At 68.0% G+C, this 2008-nt stretch carries 2 protein-coding genes; one reads left to right on the top strand and one right to left on the bottom strand.

The annotated features are described in order from the left end of the window. The coding region (gene prpD / locus ACN27A_RS33755) for a 2-methylcitrate dehydratase PrpD (protein WP_421458960.1) at window positions 1-1467 on the bottom strand (1467 nt) is incomplete at its 3' end. Window positions 1468-1586: 119 nt separating this feature from the next. Between prpD and ACN27A_RS33750 the strand changes: the two genes are divergently transcribed. Continuing rightward, window positions 1587-2008 (top strand): helix-turn-helix domain-containing protein (locus ACN27A_RS33750; RefSeq protein WP_421458958.1); only part of this gene is annotated, 422 nt, incomplete at its 3' end.

Here is a 2008-nt window from a genome sequence, read left to right as displayed (position 1 = left end):
CAGCACTGTCTGCTCGACCCGCACATTGAGGGCTGCGAGCCCGCCTGCCTCCAGCGAGGCCACCTCGTCGACAGCGGCCAGGAACCGCTGCTGCTCGGCGGGTTCGACGACGCCGTCGGCGAGGGTGGTGAACTTGTTGCGGTACTGCTCGCGGGCGAACGGGCGCGCCCCCAGCGGGTGCGCGTCCGCGACAGCCAACTCGTCGATGATCACCTCACCGCTGGCGAGGGTGACCTCGGCCCGGGCGCCGAACGCCTTGTCCGCCGGGTCGAGCGAGTGATAGCGCCGAGTCCACTCGGGGTCCTCGACGGTGGAGATCTTGCGCCACAGCTCGATGGTGTCGGGGCGGTGCGCCCGCTCCGGGGCGTAGGACTTCTCGTGGTGCCAATCGCCGTCCTGTAGCGCGACGGCGAAGATGTACATCACCGAGTGGTCCAGCGTCTCGCGCGAGGCATCCGGGTCGAACTTCTGCGGGTCGTTGCTGCCGGTACCGATGACGACGTGCGTGTGGTTGCTGGTGTGCAGCACGATCGAGGCGATCTGGTCCAGATCGCCGATCCGTTCACGCATCCGGCGGGCCAGGTCGATCGGCGCCTGGCTCTGGTACTCGGCGGAATGTTCCTTGGTGTAGCTGTCCAGAATGGCCCGCTTGGGTTCGCCCGGTTCAGGCAGCGGGACATGGTAGGCGTGCTCGGGTCCGGCCAGCATCCAGGCGATGAGCCCGTCCTCACCCTCCCAGATCGGGGCCGGTGAGCCTTCGCCGCGCATCGCGCGGTCGACGGCCTCGATCGCGACCTTGCCCGCGTAGGCCGGGGCATAGGCCTTCCAGCTCGAGATGAGCCCCTTGCGCGACTGCCGGGTGGTCGTCGTCAGGTGCAGAGCCTGCCCGATGGCCGAATAGATCGTCTCGGGGTCCAGCCGCAGCATGGTGCCCAGGCCGGCGGCGACCGACGGCCCGAGGTGTGCGACGTGGTCGATCTTGTGCCGATGCAGACAGATTCCCTTCACCAGGTCGATCTGGACCTCGTAGGCCGTCGCCAGACCACGGATCAGGTCGGCTCCCCGCACGCCGAGCGTCTGGGCGACCGCGACCAGCGGGGGAATGTTGTCGCCGGGGTGTGAGTAGTCGGCGGCCAGGAACGTGTCGTGGAAGTCGAGTTCACGGACCGCGACGCCGTTGGCCCATGCCGCCCACTCCGGCGAGTATCCGCCGTCGATGCCGAACACCGTGGCGCCGACCTTGCTGCGATGGGCTTGCGCCTGAGCGCGCGCAACCGCGACGGGACGTCGCGTCACCGAGGCCGAGGACACCGCCGCGTTGTCGATGATCCGGTTGAGCACCATGTCCTCGACGTCGGCTTCGACGGTGACCGGGTCGGCGGCGACCTGGGCGATCTTCCAGGCGAGATGTTCGGTGCGGGGGAATTCGTCGGCACTGCGGCGGGTGCGGACCTCGTGATTACGCATGATCCGCACGCTATTCGGCGCGTAGCGCTGCGAAAAGACCCTGTAAATGCGTAATTGTGTGTCCTGGAACGTCCCCGTTTGCAAATGTTGCGAAAGGGGGAGCGGCTAGGCTGTGCCGGGTGGCGAAGACGTTCGTGGGTGCCCGCCTGCGCAGGCTGCGCGAGGAGCACGGCCTGACCCAGGTGGCGCTGGCGCGCACCCTCGGGCTGTCCACCAGCTATGTGAACCAGCTCGAGAACGATCAGCGTCCCGTCACCGTGCCGGTGCTGCTGTCGTTGTCCGAGCGCTTCGACCTGCCGACCCACTACTTCACCCCGGACTCTGATGCGCGGCTGGTCTCGGATCTGCGCGACATCCTGCTCGACACCCCGGCGACTCCGACCCAGATCGAGGAGCTCGTCGCGCGGATGCCCGGGGTCGGTCAGACGTTGGTCAGCCTGCACCGACGGCTGTTCGACGCCACCACCGAGCTCGAGGCCATGCACACCCGAGCCAGCGCGGACGCCCAGGTGCCCCTGCAGCAGCCGATGCCGTTCGAAGA

The organism is Micromonospora sp. WMMD737 (genome assembly GCF_049179055.1).
GTDB classification, from domain to species: Bacteria; Actinomycetota; Actinomycetes; order Mycobacteriales; family Micromonosporaceae; genus Micromonospora; species Micromonospora reichwaldensis.
The sequence above is the reverse complement of the archived record's forward strand: the minus strand, read 5'-3'. Positions and strand labels throughout refer to the sequence as shown.